At 63.8% G+C, this 16061-nt stretch carries 17 protein-coding genes; 9 read left to right on the forward strand and 8 right to left on the reverse strand.

The genetic code is table 11. The features are described from left to right. The first annotated feature begins 42 nt into the window (after positions 1-42). The 3 genes from LDZ21_RS08025 to aceA all read left to right on the forward strand — a co-directional run bounded on the left by LDZ21_RS08025 (position 43) and on the right by aceA (position 4078). Positions 43-312: an acyl-CoA-binding protein gene (locus LDZ21_RS08025; protein ID WP_244792584.1), complete on the forward strand. Its 270-nt coding sequence runs from the start codon at positions 43-45 to the stop codon at positions 310-312. A gap of 436 nt (positions 313-748) precedes the next feature. Beyond that, positions 749-2368 (forward strand): DEAD/DEAH box helicase, encoded by a 1620-nt coding sequence (locus LDZ21_RS08030; protein WP_244792586.1) that lies wholly within the window; start codon positions 749-751, stop codon positions 2366-2368. Between the two features lie 402 nt (positions 2369-2770). Further along, a complete protein-coding gene (aceA, locus tag LDZ21_RS08035) occupies positions 2771-4078 on the forward strand; it encodes an isocitrate lyase (protein WP_035966980.1) in 1308 nt (435 codons plus the stop codon). Between the two features lie 93 nt (positions 4079-4171). Here the strand turns inward: aceA and LDZ21_RS08040 are convergent, their stop codons facing one another. The 3 genes from LDZ21_RS08040 to LDZ21_RS08050 form a co-directional block, all read right to left on the reverse strand. Continuing rightward, positions 4172-4606, reverse strand: a complete 435-nt coding sequence (locus LDZ21_RS08040; RefSeq protein ID WP_035966981.1) for a universal stress protein — start codon at positions 4604-4606, stop codon at positions 4172-4174. 180 nt (positions 4607-4786) lie between these two features. Continuing rightward, the gene (locus LDZ21_RS08045; protein WP_244792588.1) at positions 4787-5059 is read right to left on the reverse strand and encodes a hypothetical protein; all 273 of its coding nucleotides are present in this window, start codon (positions 5057-5059) and stop codon (positions 4787-4789) included. 245 nt (positions 5060-5304) lie between these two features. Next, positions 5305-6210, reverse strand: coding sequence for a LysR family transcriptional regulator (locus LDZ21_RS08050; protein WP_244792590.1), 906 nt, complete (start codon positions 6208-6210; stop codon positions 5305-5307). Between the two features lie 139 nt (positions 6211-6349). Between LDZ21_RS08050 and LDZ21_RS08055 the strand changes: the two genes are divergently transcribed. From LDZ21_RS08055 to LDZ21_RS08065, 3 genes are all read left to right on the forward strand, one after another. Continuing rightward, the gene (locus LDZ21_RS08055; protein ID WP_244792592.1) at positions 6350-7096 is read left to right on the forward strand and encodes a haloacid dehalogenase type II; all 747 of its coding nucleotides are present in this window, start codon (positions 6350-6352) and stop codon (positions 7094-7096) included. A gap of 65 nt (positions 7097-7161) precedes the next feature. Continuing rightward, on the forward strand, positions 7162-8772 hold the full coding sequence (aceB, locus tag LDZ21_RS08060) for a malate synthase A (protein WP_244792594.1): 1611 nt from the start codon (positions 7162-7164) through the stop codon (positions 8770-8772). Between the two features lie 145 nt (positions 8773-8917). Beyond that, the gene (locus LDZ21_RS08065) at positions 8918-9178 is read left to right on the forward strand and encodes a hypothetical protein (RefSeq protein ID WP_035967067.1); all 261 of its coding nucleotides are present in this window, start codon (positions 8918-8920) and stop codon (positions 9176-9178) included. A gap of 23 nt (positions 9179-9201) precedes the next feature. On the opposite strand, the gene LDZ21_RS08070 is transcribed toward LDZ21_RS08065, so the two are convergent. Continuing rightward, positions 9202-9492: a putative quinol monooxygenase gene (locus LDZ21_RS08070; protein ID WP_244792596.1), complete on the reverse strand. Its 291-nt coding sequence runs from the start codon at positions 9490-9492 to the stop codon at positions 9202-9204. Between the two features lie 472 nt (positions 9493-9964). Beyond that, positions 9965-11170, reverse strand: a complete 1206-nt coding sequence (bamC, locus tag LDZ21_RS08075) for an NlpB/DapX family lipoprotein (RefSeq protein ID WP_244792598.1) — start codon at positions 11168-11170, stop codon at positions 9965-9967. A 96-nt stretch (positions 11171-11266) separates the two neighbouring features. On the opposite strand from bamC, the gene LDZ21_RS08080 reads away from it, so the two are divergent. The 3 genes from LDZ21_RS08080 to LDZ21_RS08090 all read left to right on the forward strand — a co-directional run bounded on the left by LDZ21_RS08080 (position 11267) and on the right by LDZ21_RS08090 (position 13406). Then, complete coding sequence (locus LDZ21_RS08080) at positions 11267-11566, forward strand: hypothetical protein (RefSeq protein ID WP_244792600.1); 300 nt, start codon at positions 11267-11269, stop codon at positions 11564-11566. Positions 11567-11748: 182 nt separating this feature from the next. After that, complete coding sequence (locus tag LDZ21_RS08085) at positions 11749-12081, forward strand: DUF2844 domain-containing protein (protein ID WP_244792602.1); 333 nt, start codon at positions 11749-11751, stop codon at positions 12079-12081. 17 nt (positions 12082-12098) lie between these two features. Continuing rightward, the gene (locus tag LDZ21_RS08090; protein ID WP_244792604.1) at positions 12099-13406 is read left to right on the forward strand and encodes a DUF3443 domain-containing protein; all 1308 of its coding nucleotides are present in this window, start codon (positions 12099-12101) and stop codon (positions 13404-13406) included. Between the two features lie 70 nt (positions 13407-13476). Here LDZ21_RS08090 and pcaC read toward each other — a convergent pair whose 3' ends face one another. Genes pcaC through LDZ21_RS08105 form a run of 3 tightly spaced genes read right to left on the reverse strand, consistent with a single transcriptional unit; the run spans position 13477 to position 16058 of the window. After that, a complete protein-coding gene (gene pcaC / locus LDZ21_RS08095; protein WP_035966990.1) occupies positions 13477-13869 on the reverse strand; it encodes a 4-carboxymuconolactone decarboxylase in 393 nt (130 codons plus the stop codon). Continuing rightward, entirely contained in the window at positions 13866-14660 is a 795-nt protein-coding gene (pcaD, locus tag LDZ21_RS08100; protein WP_244792606.1) for a 3-oxoadipate enol-lactonase, read from the reverse strand. Before pcaD ends, pcaC begins: the two co-directional genes overlap by 4 nt. 39 nt (positions 14661-14699) lie before the next feature. After that, a complete protein-coding gene (locus LDZ21_RS08105) occupies positions 14700-16058 on the reverse strand; it encodes a 3-carboxy-cis,cis-muconate cycloisomerase (RefSeq protein ID WP_244792608.1) in 1359 nt (452 codons plus the stop codon). Between the last annotated feature and the right edge of the window lie 3 nt (positions 16059-16061).

The raw sequence follows: 16061 nt of genomic DNA on the forward strand, positions 1-16061 counted from the left end.
TGCTAAGATCGTCGGCCCATTACGATGCACAGGACACGACGCATGACCGACATCGACCAGCAATTCGCCCAGGCTCAAATCGACGTGAAAGAACTCCCCGAGCGCCCCGGCAATCTGACGCTCCTGCGGCTCTATGCGCTCTTCAAGCAGGCGAGCATCGGCGACGTGCAAGGCGAGAAACCCGGTTTCGCCGACATCGCCGGGAAATACAAATACGAAGCGTGGTCGGCGCTGAAAGGCACGCCCGCCGATACGGCCAAGCAGCACTACGTCGAGCTCGTCGAGTCGCTCAGGCGCGGCGAAGCAAGCTAACGCAGGCGCGCTGGCGTCCCCGCCGTCGATGCCCTTCGATGGCGCGGGAATGCGTCAATATGTGGCGCGGTGCAGCAAATTCCGTTATACTAGCGTTTCAGCAGCGTGACTGTCGTTTGCATGTATAAAGCATGCGGCGCTCATGAATGCTGCTTCGTAGCGTTTTGCTCCAATCCAGTTTAGAAACTGTCCCTTCCCTGCTAGGCCGCAGCGCAATTTGCGCGCTGTTTGTTCCGCGGCCCGTCATGCATCAGGCTGACGTCAGTGCTCCTCGAGCCTGCCGTATCCGATACAGCTTCTAACAACATTACTCGCCTTCTGTTTGCGCGAGTTGCCCCCGTTTTTCGATTTGCTCGCTGTTTCTTCGCTCGCTGAATCCAACGACTTGGGTATGCCGATTGGCGCCGACGCCTTATCTTCCGTTTCAAGGATCGACATGACTTCGAGTATTACCCCTAGCCCGTTGGACAACATCGCAGCACAGACGCTCGGCACCGCCCCTATCGTGGACGCAGCCGCAGCAGTCGCAGCCCCGGCCGTCGAAGCGCCCGCCGGCCCGACTTTCGAATCGCTCGGCCTTTCCGCCGACATCATCACCGCGTTGACCGCCGCTGGCTATCAGTCGCCGACGCCCGTGCAGCAGCGCGCGATCCCCGCCGCGCTCGCCGGCCGCGACCTGCTCGTCTCGAGCCCGACGGGCTCCGGCAAGACCGCGGCGTTCATGCTGCCGGCCATCGAAAAATTTTCGCAACTCGAAAAGCTCCAGGCGCAAGAACCGCGTCAGCCGCGCGATCCGAACGCGCGTCCGGGCCGCCGTCCGCAGCCGGTCGCACGTCCGCAACTGCTCGTGCTCACGCCGACGCGCGAACTCGCAATGCAAGTTTCCGCTGCCGCGACCACGTATGGCCGTCACCTGCGCCGTCTGCGCACGGTGAGCATTCTGGGCGGCGTCGCGTATGGCCAGCAATTGATGCTGCTCGCGAAGAACCCCGAAATTCTCGTGGCGACGCCGGGCCGTCTCATCGACCATCTGGAACGCGGCCGCATCGACCTGTCGAACCTCAACATGCTCGTGCTCGACGAAGCCGACCGCATGCTCGACATGGGCTTCATCGAAGACATCGAGACGATCGTCGCCGCTACGCCGGCCACGCGTCAGACGCTGCTCTTCTCCGCGACCATCGACGGCAAGATTTCGTCGCTGACGGGCCGTCTGCTGAAGGACCCGGAACGTATCGAGATCGTGCAGAAGCTCGAAGCGCGCAACAACATCGCGCAGACCGTGCATTACGTCGATGACCGCGATCACAAGGATCGCCTGCTCGACCACCTCTTGCGCGATTCGGAGCTTGATCAGGCCATCGTCTTCACCGCGACCAAGAGCGACGCCGACCTCATCGCCAATCGTCTCGCCGGCGCCGGTTTCGAATCGGCTGCGCTGCACGGCGATCTGCCGCAAGGCGCGCGTAACCGCACGATTCGCGCACTGCGCGAGCGTCGCGTGCGCGTGCTGGTGGCGACGGACGTCGCCGCGCGCGGTATCGACATCCCCGGCATCACGCACGTCTTCAACTACGACCTGCCGAAGTTCGCGGAAGACTACGTGCACCGCATCGGCCGTACGGGCCGCGCGGGACGCAGCGGCACGGCCGTGAGCCTCGTGCACCACGCGGAAACCGGTGCGCTCAAGCGCATCGAGCGCTTCGTGCGTGCACCGCTGCCGGTGAACGTCGTGGTCGGTTTCGAGCCGCGCAAGTCGGCGCCGAAGGGCGGTTTCGGCGGCCGTGGACGTCCGGCCGGCGGTAACAGCGGACGCCGCTTCGGCAGCGGCAGCAGCAACGGCGGTGGCCGCGGCTATGGTGCGAGCAACGCCAGCGGCTACGGCAACAAGTCGAACACGGGTTCGCGCGACGGCGGCGGCTATCGCGGCGCGAGCACCGGCGGCGACGCCGAAGGCGGCTATCGCGGTGGCAACCGTGACGGTGGTTTCGGCCAGCGTGACGGCTACAGCGCACGCCGCAACGACGGCCCGCGCGCACCGCGTCGCGGCAACTGATCGTTGACGACGTAAAGCCGAGGTGGCGTAAGACGCCGCCTCGCGCTGCAAGACAAGAAAACCGATGCCTCGCGCATCGGTTTTTTTTCGTCCGTCGTCACATTTCACGATGCGCAACGGCTTTTTGTTTCGCAAAAGTTTTGCTGCGCGGCACAACCGTAGAACTTGCAGCATGGGAAAAGGCGTTTCTCCATGCAAAATGCGCGTCGTAACTCATTGTTTATTCAGCGAAACTTTCCTGCCCGATTTCACCCGAGAACCCTGTCTCCTATCGTTGCACTCGCTTAGACTCTTATATAAGAGTTGAGCAAACGCAGACCGCCAAGCCCGGCGCCTCACTGCTCAGTTCGCGAGAAGCATCGATACCAGTTCGTCGTACAGCCAATCTCAAGGAGAAACGCCATGACCTCCCGTCAACAACAAGCTCAGCAACTGCATCAGCAATGGGAAACGGATCCGCGCTGGAAAGGCATCAAGCGCGGTTACTCGGCGGAGGACGTCGTGCGTCTGCGCGGCTCGGTGCCGGTCGAGCACACGCTCGCGCGGCGCGGCGCGGAAAAGCTCTGGTCGCTGATTCACGACGAGCCGTTCGTCAACGCGCTTGGCGCACTGACGGGCAATCAGGCGATGCAGCAGGTCAAGGCCGGCCTCAAGGCCATCTATCTTTCCGGCTGGCAAGTGGCCGGCGACGCGAACATCGCGGGCGAAATGTATCCGGACCAGTCGCTGTATCCGGCGAACTCGGTGCCGCTCGTCGTGAAGCGCATCAACAATACGTTCACGCGCGCCGACCAGATTCAATGGTCGGAAGGCAAGAATCCGGGCGATGAAGGCTATATCGACTATTTCGCGCCGATCGTCGCCGATGCGGAAGCGGGTTTCGGCGGCGTGCTCAACGCCTTCGAACTGATGAAGGCGATGATCGAAGCCGGCGCAGCGGGCGTGCACTTCGAGGATCAACTGGCATCGGTCAAAAAGTGCGGTCACATGGGCGGCAAGGTGCTCGTGCCGACGCGCGAGAACGTCGCGAAGCTGGTCGCCGCGCGTCTCGCCGCGGACGTGTGCGGCACGCCGACGCTGCTGGTCGCGCGGACCGATGCGGAAGCCGCCGATCTCGTGACGTCCGACGTCGACGACAACGACAAGCCCTTCCTCACCGGCGAACGCACGGTGGAGGGCTTCTACCGGACGCGGCCGGGTATCGGCCAGGCAATTTCACGCGGTCTCGCCTACGCGCCGTACGCCGATCTCGTGTGGTGCGAAACGGGCAAGCCGGACCTCGAATACGCGAAGCAGTTCGCCGAAGCGATTCACAAGGAGTTCCCGGGCAAGCTGCTGTCGTACAACTGCTCGCCGTCGTTCAACTGGAAGAAGAATCTGGACGACGCAACCATCGCCAAGTTCCAGCGCGAACTCGGCGCGATGGGCTACAAGTTCCAGTTCATCACGCTCGCGGGCTTCCATGCGCTCAACTACTCGATGTTCAACCTTGCGCACGGCTATGCGCGCACGCAGATGAGCGCGTTCGTCGAGTTGCAACAGGCCGAGTTCGCCGCCGCCGACAAGGGCTTCACGGCGGTCAAGCATCAGCGCGAAGTCGGCACGGGCTACTTCGACGCGGTCACGCAGACGGTCGAGCGCGACGCATCGACGACGGCGCTGCACGGATCGACGGAAGACGAGCAGTTCTTCGACAAGAAGGTCGCGTAATAGCGGATGGCAGGTTGAATCAGGGAGAGCGGTGAAAGCAGCGGCGGTTGCGGCGCGTAGTTGAAAGCGCGTCGCGGCCGCCGCTCGACGACATCATCGGTACACGATGACCGGAATCTTGGTATGCGTGAGCACGCGCTGGGTTTCGCTGCCGATCAGCAGACTTCCGAGCCCGCGACGGCCGTGCGAGGCCATCAGAATGACATCGCAGCCGTTTTGCTCCGCCGCGTCGATGATGCCGATGTACGGCGCGGCTTCGATGCTCGTCACGCTCGCGCAGGGAACGCCGGCGCTTTCAGCCGCGCGTTCGACGGCGCGCAGGTGTTCGCGCGCTTCGCGATCGGCGCGGGCGTGGAAGTCGTCGGGCGGCTCGACGGCGACATCGGCGAACGGGGAGTAGGGATACTGCGGCAGGCACGCGTACGCGGTGATGCGCGCGCCGACGGATTGCGCGAGATCGATGGCGCCGTCGATGGCTTTCTGCGACAGCTCGGAGCCGTCGGTCGGTACGAGGATGTGCTTGAACATGGCGTCCTCCTTCGGAACGTCGGGGCACGGTTCAATTGTAGTCAGGCAGGGGACCGCGCGACAGGTTCATATGCGTTGGCCGGTGCGACTTGGGGAAACGGGTGGGGGCTGTGCTTGAGACGCCTTTGCTTTGGAACCGGTGTTTGTGGACATGGACAAGCGCGAATGGGAAGAGATCGGCTAGCTGAATCCATCGCGGAGAGCAGGCATCGATCGCGAGAAATCGGCGCCTGCCGTACGTTGGACGCGCGCCAGCCTCTGCGCGCGCCGCTTGGCCGGGGACTTGTCGAACGAAATCGATCGACACTGCGCGTCGCCGAGTATTCGACAACGACGCAGCACGAACAGGTCGAAGCGATTCACGATCTGTTCGACGGCCTCGTGCACATCTAGAACGCGCGCCGAACGTCCGACGTGCGCCGCGATGCAGTCGTTGGGCGCGCCTTCAGTCACTTGCAAACGCGCGTGAAGCGCGAAACGCTTTCTACCATCGCGGCCTGAGCGGATCGGCAAGCCAAGCAGGACCAGTTCCAAGGGCGCCACGATTGCATCGAGCTTTTGCCGTTCGAAATAGCAGACGCCAGCAAGCACGCAATCAGCAAACCGAGCCCTGATTCGTCAAACCGCAGCCTATCGATAGGATTACATAGCAATCACGCTGACCGAGAAGCCAGACACACCCTCCTCACCCGGCCACCCTACTCCCCCCAATACCCAGAAGCGTGGTACGTATGCTTGAGCAAATCGAGAAACAGCCGTACACGCAACGGCAAATGCCGGCGCTGAGGAAACACCGCATGGATGCCGATAGGCGGTGCGGCGAACGCATCGAGCACGCTCACGAGCCGTCCAGACCGGATATCCTCGCCCACTTCCCACCACGATCGCCACGCGAGCCCGCGACCTTCCAGGCACCATTCGTGAAGCACCGCGCCGTCCGAGCATTCCATCGTGCCGGATACCTTGATCGTCACGACTTTGCCGTCCTGCTGAAACATCCAGCCGCGCTGCTGGTTCGCCGACGCCCCCAGCGCAAGGCAATTGTGATGCGCGAGCGCAGCCAGATTCGTCGGCTTGCCGCGTTTCGCCAGATAGTCCGGCGACGCGACGCACACGCGCCGGTTCTCGCCGAGCTTGAGCGACACGAGCGACGAATCCGGCAGTTCCCCGAGCCGCACCGCGCAATCGAAGCCCTCGTTGACGAGGTCGGCCATGCGGTCGGTCAGATCGAGACTGACGGACACATCCGGATGCAGCGTCGTGAACTTCGGCACGAGCGGCGCGACATGACGCCGGCCGAAGCCGGCCGGCGCGGACACGCGCAAATGCCCGCTCGCCTTGACGCCGCCCGCCGACACGCTCGCTTCCGCGTTCTGCATGTCGTTGATGATGCGCTGACAGTCTTCGAGAAACGCCGACCCTTCGAACGTCAGCGTGATCTTGCGCGTCGTGCGGACGAGCAGCTTCACGCCGAGGCGTTCCTCCAGTGCATCGATTCGCCGGCCGATGACAGCAGGCGCGATGCCTTCCGCCTGCGCCGCAGCCGAAAGACTGCCCTTCGCGGCGACGGCCGCGAATGTCTCAATCTGCTTGAACCGATCCATGCGTTTTCTTCTTCGATACCCGATGTCCGGGCACAGATTAGGTGTCTAAAAGTAAAAGATCAAGTGATCCGGCGATGCTTTTTCCATCAGTTCGATCACCAATAGAATTCGTCCCGACCTCTTTCAGGAGCGCAAGGCTATGTCGGCCACAACGACACACGCATCGTCATCCGGTTCGTCCGGACTTCCCCGAGCCGTAATTTTCGACGCCTACGGCACGCTTTTCGACGTGCATTCCGTCATCGCGGCCGCCGAGCAGCTGTTCCCCGGCAATGGCAGCGCGCTTTCGCAGCTCTGGCGACAGAAGCAGATCGAATACACGCAACTTCGCACGCTCGCCGATCCGTCCGGCGGTCGCTACGTCCCGTTCTGGAACATCACGATCGACGCGCTGCGCCATGCCGCCGCGCGCCTCGGCTTAATGCATGCGCTGACGAGCGCCGCCGAAAAGCGTCTGATGGACGAATACGCGTGCCTGTCCGCGTTCCCCGACGCGCTGCCCGCACTCGACGCACTGCGCGAGCGCTTCGGCCTTCCGCTCGCGATCCTGTCCAACGGCAATCCGCCGATGCTCGACATCGCCGTGAAAAGCGCCGGCATGACGGGCCTGTTCGATCACGTGCTCTCCGTCGATGCCGTCCGCGCCTACAAACCCGATGCCCGCGCCTATGACCTCGGCACGCACGCCTTCGGCATCGCCCGAGCGGCGGCGCGCGAGATCGTGTTCGTGTCGTCGAACGGATGGGACGTCGCCGGCGCGGCGTGGTTCGGCTACACGACGTTCTGGCTCAACCGTGCCGCACTGCCAGTCGAGAACCTCGGCGTCGTGCCGGATCGGGAAGGACGCGACATGAGCGAACTCGTCGCGTTCATCGAAAGGCCGTGAGCGCCGCATCGCATTGAAAGTAATACCACCACGCAAGACCGTCTGACCGACCAAGGAGAAAACACATGACGCAAACGTCGAATCCGCTCTCGCTGCCCGAAGGCATGGCAATCTCAGCCGATATCCAGCCCGGCTTCGAAACGATTCTCACGCCGGAGGCGCTCGCCTTCGTCGCGATGCTCCATCGCCGTTTCGAGCCGCGCCGTCAGGAACTGCTTGCCGCGCGCATCGAACGGACGAAGCGGCTCGATGCGGGCGAGCGTCCCGGCTTCCTCGAAGAAACGAAGGCCATCCGCGAAGGCGACTGGACTGTCGCGCCGCTGCCGCAGGATCTGCAGTGCCGCCGCGTGGAAATCACGGGGCCGGTCGAACGCAAGATGATCATCAACGCGCTCAACTCCGGCGCCGATTCGTACATGACCGACTTCGAGGATTCGAACGCGCCCGTCTGGGAGAACCAGATTGCCGGTCAGATCAATCTGAAGGAAGCCGTGCGCCGCACGATCTCGCTGGAACAGAACGGCAAGTCGTACAAGCTGAACGACAAGGTCGCGACGCTGATCGTGCGCCCGCGTGGCTGGCATCTCGATGAAAAGCACGTGACCGTCGACGGTCAGCGCGTCTCCGGCGGCATCTTCGACTTCGCCCTCTTCCTGTTCCACAACGCGAAGGAACTGATCGCACGCGGCAGCGGCCCTTACTTCTATCTGCCGAAGATGGAAAGCCATCTCGAGGCGCGCCTGTGGAACGACATTTTCGTCGCGGCGCAGGAAGGCATCGGCATCGCGCGGGGCACGATTCGCGCGACCGTGCTCGTCGAAACCATCCTCGCCGCTTTCGAGATGGACGAAATCCTGTACGAGTTGCGCGAACATAGCTCCGGGCTGAACGCAGGCCGCTGGGATTACATCTTCTCGGCGATCAAGAAGTTCAAGAACGATCCGGACTTCTGCCTCGCGGACCGCTCGCAGATCACGATGACGGTGCCGTTCATGCGCGCCTACGCGCTGCAATTGCTCAGGACGTGCCACAGGCGCAACGCGCCGGCCATCGGCGGCATGGCTGCGCTGATTCCGATCAAGAACGATCCCGCCGCGAACGACAAGGCGATGGGCGGCGTCCGCGCCGACAAGGCCCGCGACGCCACCGACGGCTACGATGGCGGCTGGGTCGCGCATCCGGGGCTCGTTCCGATCGCGATGGAAGAGTTCGTCAAGGTGCTCGGCGACAAGCCCAACCAGATCGGCAAACAGCGCGACGACGTGCAGGTGACGGCGCACGATCTCCTCGATTTCCGCCCCGAAGCGCCGATCACCGAAACGGGCCTGCGCAACAACGTGAACGTCGGCATCCACTATCTCGGATCGTGGCTTGCTGGCAATGGCTGCGTGCCGATTCACAACCTGATGGAAGACGCCGCGACCGCCGAAATCTCGCGCTCGCAGGTGTGGCAGTGGATTCGCTCGCCGAAGGGCAAGCTGGACGACGGCCGCAAAGTCACGGCGGCGATGGTGCGCGAGATCGTCATCGACGAACTGGAGAAGGTGAAGCTGAGCGTCGGCGGCTCGGGAAGCGACACGAAGCCGTATGAGCGCGCCGCGAAGATTTTCGAGACCATGTCGACGTCGGAGCAATTCACCGAGTTTCTGACGCTGCCGCTTTACGAGGAAATCTGATCGCGGGGTTGCTGCGCACACGAACGGCCCGCGGGCCGTTCGTCCATGCGAGCCGCGTCACGGGAAGCGCACGGCGTGTGCTACATTGCGCATCGTCTTTTTCAACGATTCAACCGTGGAGCGCACTCACCGTGCGAACGACAGCATGAGCAATATCCAGCTCGATATCGAATGGACCGACGCGGCATCGCGCAAGATCGAAAAACTGATGCCCCGCAACGCCGATAAGGACGCATTTCTGGCGCTGCCGCCGATCGAATGCCTGCCAATGGAAGGCGACGTGCTTTTCCTTGGGCCGGACGGGAAGCAGCAGCCGTTCATCGTGGCGGAACGTCAGTATCACCATGACGGCGAAGCGGACTGGACCATCATCCTCATTCTCGACGTCCCGCAGGCCACACATTAAGCCTGAGTCTTAGCGCTGCGTCGTCATAGCAGTTTGCTTGCGACATGCACTTCGCCGTGCTCGACGAATTCGGGCGCCTTTGCGCGAAACGCCTGGATATGCGCCGTCTTGCCGTGCTCTTCGAGCGCGGCTTCGCTTGCCCAGCGTTCGACGAAAATAAAGCGGCGCGGCTCCTTGATATCCCGATGCAGGTCGTATTGCAGCGCGCCGGCCTCCTGGCGCGTCGGCTCGATGTTGGCTTCGGCCAACTGTCTGAGTTCTTCTTCCTTACCCGGCTTGGCGACGAAAATAGCGACGACGGCGACTTCTTGCACGAGCGATTCTCCTTGTTTTCAGTAATACGTTAAAACCGAAGCATAAACGCGCGCCAGAAAAACTGCCTGAAGCGCATATCGTGATGACAAGAAAAAGCCCGCGCTTTTTTAGAAGCGCGGGCGAAAGCCGTCGCCCTACGAGGATAGGCGACGGGGCCATCGGGGCTCGCGTAACGAGCCATTGTTCGGGATAGTTGTTTCGATCACGGCCTTGCAGGGCCGCGCGGCGCAGTCGTCTCGCCATGCACGCAATGTAATGGTCGCGCGCCAATTTTTATAAGCTATTGCGCACATTCGACGATAGAAACAATCGTCAGCGCAATATATGTGTGCGGTTTATATCAGGCGCGCCTGGCTTCGTAGCGCAACTGCAATTCGCGAGTTCGCGCGCGGTGAATACAACGCGAAAAAAAACCGCCTCATGGAGAGGCGGTTTGCATGCGACACAACGTTGGGTATCGACGCCAGCGGTTTAGCTGATCTGACCGGCGAGAAGCGCCATGATCTGACGCGCTTGCGGCGAAGCATCCACCTCGCCCTTGTCATCGACGATGGCGACCCGCGTCTGCCCTTCGGTGATCGCCCGCACGTTGACCTGATACTGCTTCGCGACGATTTCCTTGCGGCCGTGGAAAACCTGGCTCCAGAAGCCTTGCTCGCGGGCGGACTTGTCGTTCGGATCAACGTAGCGCACGTAATAGACGCCACGTGCGCGGTCGCGATCGTCGACCGTGAAGCTCGCGCGATCGAGCGCGATGCCTACGCGCAACCACGCGCGGTCATAGGCTTCGGGCAGCGTCAGTTGCGACGATGCCGCTTCCGGCACGGCTTCGTTGCGGATGGCGCTATTGCCCGCGTTGGCGGCGTTCTGCGCAGCCACCGCGGCGGCCTTCGAATCGCCGCCCTTGGCGGGCTGTGCGTTGGCTGCGTTAGCCGATTGCGCGCCCGTGTCCGCGGCGCCCGATGCCGTCCGCGAATCCGCCAACGCCAGTGACGACATCAGCCGCTTCAGATATTCGTTTTCCAGCGCGGGATCGTTGGGCCGCGCCTGCCACTGGCTCGAATCGTTGTTGACGCCCGTGAGCGCCTCGCGCATGCCCTTCTGGCTGATGAACACGTACGTGCCGCCGCTCGGCGCAGCTTCGAGACGCGTGCGGTACTTGTTGCGCTCGGCGGTGACATACGAGTTGCCGGTGGCCTTCGCGAGCGTGTCGCGGATCAGCCCGTCCGAGATCTGCGGATGCGTTTCGTTCCAGTCGGTTTCCATCACGCCCTTGTCGCGCGAATCGACGACCAGCAGGAATCCCTGCTCTTGCCAGAAGCGGCGAATTTGCGGCCAGACCTGGTCCGGCGTACGGCCGTCGACCACGAGCCAGCGTTCCGCGCCGTCGCGCTGAATGCGCATGCCCGATACGGGCGGCACCACAGTGGGCGCATTGGGCGCGACTTTCTGAACCTGCTGGAGGTCGGAAAGCGATGCCTGCCCGCTTTGCGGCGGCAGCGAACGCTGATCGCCCGCTTCGTCGAGAAGGTTCGGCGGAATGGCGAGCGACGACTGCTTCGAGCGCTGATCGCTCTTGTAGTTGATCGCGGTGGGCGAGGAAGTGCCGCAGCCCGCCACGATCCCGGCCACCGTAAGAAGCGCAGCCATCCGCTTGGTCACACGAAAATCTGTCATGTCTGGAAAGTCCTTCCGCTACGCCACGGGGTTTGTCCGTGGATCAACCCAGCATTTTACCGGTCCGGCGGACCGCCGTGCAAAAAGAGGCGTCGAATGCCCGCGCGTGGCGCGTTCGTCTCGCCGGACACTGAGCTTCGTCAACTGCCGAATACAAGCGATTGGCCGTCGGCAACGTCTGAAGTCACTGTTCAAGTTCGTGATTCACTGCACGGTTTGATGAATCATGCACGCCGCTTCATTTTGACAATTTATGACATTCGAGACAATCGTCGCGCCGCTCTGCCGGACTCGTGCAAAGCCTTGTTTTCAGGCGCTTCTTTCCCGGCCGCGATCATTTTCAGTCGAACGGGCGACGCGGCCCGCCCGTATCGTTGGGCGACAAAATCCTCTTAGAATCCAATCTCAAAAATAGGAATAATCCCAAGAAATCGGAGAAGAGAGTGCAAAAAATAAGACATCCTCATCAGATGGCCGGGGCCGCCATCGCGATGACCATCCTGTTGAGCGCAAGCTCGCTTTCCCATGCACAGCTCGGCGCGACGAGGAGCGCCGTGGATGCATCCGATGGAACCGTCATGCATCGTTCCGAAAGCGGGCTCGTGACGTATCGCGAGACGACCGACGCGCACGGAATCGTCGTGCGTCAGTACGTCGATGCCACGGGCGCGGTGTACGCGGTGTCCTGGCGCGGGCCGGCGATGCCCGACGTGCAGACGCTCCTTGGCGCGTATTTCCAGCGCTTCAGGGACGGCGCGAGCGCGTCCGCGGGCGATGCCGGCCTGCACACGGCGCGCGTCGCGGACGGCGACCTCGTCGTCGAAAACCACACGCGGCTGCGCGAGTTCAGCGGCCGCGCGTGGCTCGCGAGCGCGTTGCCGTCAGGGGTGTCGGCGACGGATATCGAATGAGCGCGGGGAGACCAGACATGACCATCCGCAAGCTCTCTTCCGCTGCCGCCCTTGCGCTGTGCATCCTGCTCCATGGATGCGGCGGCGGCGGCGGCGGCAGCAGCAGTTCCGGCGCCAGCACGGCAGCGCCTGCCAGCACGCCTGCCAGCGCACCGGCCACCGCCAGCACGCCGGTTCCGGCGAGCGCGCCCGTGACAGCAAGCGCCCCCGCCCCGGCCAGCGACGTCGTCGTGCAGTCGACGACGCCGAACGTGCAACCAATCCGCGTGGCCGCGACCGCCACCGGCACCAGCACACGCAACATGCTGCAGACGAGCGTGACGCTGTGCGCGCCCGGCACCGATAAATGCCAGACCATCGACAACATTCAGGTCGATACCGGCTCGCAGGGACTTCGAGTTCTTGCATCGGCGCTCGATCCGTCGATCGCACTGCCGCTCGTCGCGGGCAACGCGGCGAGCACGGTAATGGCGGAGTGCTCCGTGTTCGGCTCCGGCTATACGTGGGGCGCGGTGCGGCAGGCCGACATCCGCCTCGCCGGCCAACTCGCGAGTTCGACCTCGGTCCAGTTGATCGCCGATACTGCCGTGCCCGGCGCGGCGACCGATTGCAGCCAGTCGGGTCTGCCGATGCTCGATGCATCGAAGCTCCGTGGCAACGGCATTCTCGGCGTCGGCCCGTTCACCGCCGATTGCGGCGGCGGCTGCGCGAATTCCGCGATGCCGCGCTGGTACTACAGCTGCACCTCAGCCGGATGCACGGCGAGCACGCTCGCGACCGCGCAGCAAGTGACGAATCCGATCGCGCGCTTCGCCGCCGACAACAACGGCGTGCTCATCGAGTTGCCGGCGGTGCCGCCGGAGGGCGCATCGTCGGTGGCGGGGACGATGACCTTCGGCATCGGATCGCAGGCGAACAACCTGCTCGGCGCCGCGACGGTGCTGAAGTCCAACTCGATCACGGGCTATGTGGCGACGAGCTTCAGCGGCAGCCAGTACGGTTCGAGCTTCATCGATAGCGGCTCGAACGGCCTGTTCTTTCCCTCCGCGACGCTCGCGACCTGCGGCGCGTGGTTCTGCCCGGCGACGCCGCAGGGGCTGAGCGCAACGCTCATTTCAACGACGGGCGTCACCGCCGGCGTGTCCTTCAGTGTCGCGAAGTCGACCACGCTCTTTGCCACCAGCAATTACGCTTTCAACAATCTGGCCGGACCCGCGAACGGCTTCTTCGATTGGGGACTGCCGTTCTTCTACGGCAGGCGCGTGTTCACCGCGCTCGAAGGGCGTCCGACGCCAGCGGGAACCGGGCCGTATTACGCGTTCTAGACGTGCAAAAGCCGTCTTTCGATCCCTCGAAAGACGGCTTTCCCGGCAAACCTGACGATCCGCCCGACCTTTACTGCCCGCCCGCCTTGCTTTCCTCGTCGAAAATCTTCTGCGCAAGATGGAACGCCGAGTTCGCCGCCGGCACGCCGCAATACACCGCCGTTTGCAACAGCACTTCCTTGATCTCGTCCTGCGTCACGCCGTTGTTCTTCGCGGCGCGCAGGTGCAGCGCGAGTTCTTCGCTGCGGTTGAGCGCGACCATCATCGCAATGGTGATGAGGCTGCGCGTATGGCGCGGCAAACCATCGCGCGTCCAGATTTCGCCCCATGCATAGCGCGTGATGAAGTTCTGAAACTCAGTCGTCAGTTCCGTGCGATTCGCAAGCGAGCGGTCCACGTGCGCGTCCGACAGCACCGCGCGGCGCACGTTCATGCCCGCTTCGTAACGTTCGTCGTCAGTCATTGTGCTTCTCCGAGGAAGTCGAGCACGGCGCGCGTGTACGCATCGCGCTTCTCGATGTTCGACAGATGCGCCGCGTCCAGTTCGACGTAGCGCGAGCCATTGATATACGCCGCCAGTTCGCGGCCCTGCTCGGCAGTCGTCGAGAGGTCGTGCGTGCCCGCGATCACGAGAACGGGCAGCGCGATGGTCTTCGCTTCGTCGCGCAGGTCGGCGTCGCGGATGGCTTCGCAGTTCGACGCGTAGCCGCCGCCCGACGTGTGGCGGAAGACGTCGCGAATGTTGGCGAGCGCAAGCTGCTCGCGCTCCATGAACGGCGCGGTGAACCAGCGCGCGATGACGGCGTCGGTGAGCGCGGCCATGCCACCTGCTTCGCGTGCTTTCGCGGCGCGCGGCGTCCACACGGCGTCCGATCCGATCAGCGCCGCCGTGTTCGATAGCACGACGCGCGAGAGCCGCTGCGGATGGCGCGCGGCGAGGCCGATGCCGGTCAGCCCGCCCATCGACAAGCCGCAGTAATGCGCGCGCTCGATGCCGAGATGATCCATCAGGCCGATGACATCGCCGATCAGCTGGTCGATGGTGTACGGGCCTTGCGGCGCGTCGGAATGACCGTGGCCGCGCGTGTCGTAGCGCACGACGCGATACTGCTTCGCGAACGCTTCGATCTGCGGCGTCCACATCGATACGTCCGCGCCGAGCGAGTTCGACAGGACGAGCCACGGCGCATCGTCGCCGGCGGTCGAATCGATGCGATAGTGAATGCGGGTTCCGTTGACAGCGGCGAGTGGCATGTTGATGGTGCTCCTTCTTGTTGAATGGCGCAGGCGTCGTCAGGCGCTCGCGCGATACTGGTCGAGCGCCGCATCGACGAAGGCTTGCGCCTGACCGACGTAATTGGCCGGATCGAGCAAGGGCTTCAATTGCTCGGGCGACAGATGGCGGGCGACGGTTTCATCGGCGGCGAGGACGTCGTACAGCGGCTGGCCGTTCGCCACCGCTGCCTTCGACGCGCCCTCGACCAGCTTGTGCGCGTCCAGCCGGCCGATGGCGTCGCCGAGCGCGAGCATCACCGCTTCGCCAAGCACGAGTCCGTTCGTCGCGTTCAGATTCGCCGCAAGGCGATCGGCGTTCACTTCCAGCCCCGGCACGATACCCTTCACGTTCGCGAGCGCCCCGGCGGTCAGCCGCGCCAGATCGGGCAGCGCGTCCCATTCGGCCTGCCAGCCGCCGAGCGCGCGTTCGTGCTCCTGCACCATGCCGGCGAAGACCGTCGCGACGAGGTTCGGCGCGCGCGTCGCGGCCGTCAGCACCGCCGCGCAGCCCACGGGGTTGCGCTTGTGCGGCATCGTCGACGAACCGCCCTTGCCTGCCGCCGCCGGTTCGGCCACTTCGCCGAGTTCCGTCTGCATCATCAGCGAGATGTCGCGGGCGATCTTGCCGAGCGTGCCCGTCAGCATGCCGAGAAACGATGCGGCCTCAGCGATGCGATCGCGCTGCGTATGCCACGGCAGCGCGGGCAGTGGCAGGCCAAGGTCATCGGCAAGCGCCTGCGCGGTCGGCAGCGCCTTGTCGCGCAGGCTCGCCAGCGTGCCCGCCGCGCCGCCGAATTGCAGCACCAGCGCGCGGCTACGCAACTCGGCGAGTCGCGCGCGATGTCGCGTGATTGCATCGAGCCATTGCGCGAACTTCAGGCCGAGCGTGATCGGCAGCGCCTGCTGCAGCCAGGTGCGGCCGATCATCGGCGTGGCGCGATGCGTCTGCGCCTGCGTGGCAAGCGACGCGGCCAGCTCGCGCAAATCGGCATCGATCAGATAGAGCGCGGCGCGAAGCTGCAGCACGACGCCCGTATCGATGATGTCCTGGCTCGTCGCGCCCCAGTGCACGTACTTCGCGGCTTGTTCGTCGCGTGCCTTCACGACGGCCGTCAGTTGCTTGACGAGCGGAATCGCGAGATTGCCGCCAGCGGCCGCGCCGGTCATCAGCGCGGCGGCGTCGATGTGGTCGGCGTTGCACGCGGCGACGATCGCATCGACGGCGTTCGCCGGAATCACGCCCGCTTTCGCCGATGCCCGCGCCAGCGCCGCTTCGACGTCGAGCATCGCCTGGACGGTCGCGCGCGGCGACCAGACCGCGTTGGCTTCGGCGTTGCCGCAGATCAGATCGGTGAGCCGGCCGGTCGATGAGAACATGCG

The organism is Caballeronia grimmiae, assembly GCF_022879615.1.
Classification (GTDB): domain Bacteria; phylum Pseudomonadota; class Gammaproteobacteria; order Burkholderiales; family Burkholderiaceae; genus Caballeronia; species Caballeronia grimmiae.